The 321-nt window shown below is 53.9% G+C and carries 1 protein-coding gene; it reads right to left on the reverse strand.

Annotated elements, in window-relative coordinates; all coding sequences use genetic code 11:
* Positions 1–321: toxic anion resistance protein (locus P0G09_RS16960; RefSeq protein ID WP_275253252.1), on the reverse strand; the 321-nt coding region annotated here is incomplete at both ends.

Genomic DNA, 321 nt, shown 5'->3' on the forward strand with positions numbered 1-321 from the left:
ATGTTCTCCACGTTGGTCTCGGCCTTGTTGTACTTGGTCTTCAGGTTGTCCAGCTCATTGCCCTTCTTTTTGAAGAAGCCCAGAAAGCCCTTCTGCTGCTCCTCATTGGCATCAAAGCTCTTCAGCTCCCCGAAGAGGTAGGTGATCATATCACCCACCTCGCCCAGATCCTTGGTGGACACCTTGGCCAGAGCAGCCTCGGAAAAATCGCCGATCTTCTTCTTGCAGGCGGAGCCATACTGCAGCACCTGCTGGCTGTTGGTGATATCGATCTTTTCCGCAAAGGTATCCACCATTGCCTGCTCCTCAGGGGTCAGCTGC

The sequence above is a fragment of the Faecalibacterium sp. DFI.5.82 genome, from assembly GCF_029076575.1.
Classification (GTDB): domain Bacteria; phylum Bacillota; class Clostridia; order Oscillospirales; family Ruminococcaceae; genus Faecalibacterium; species Faecalibacterium duncaniae.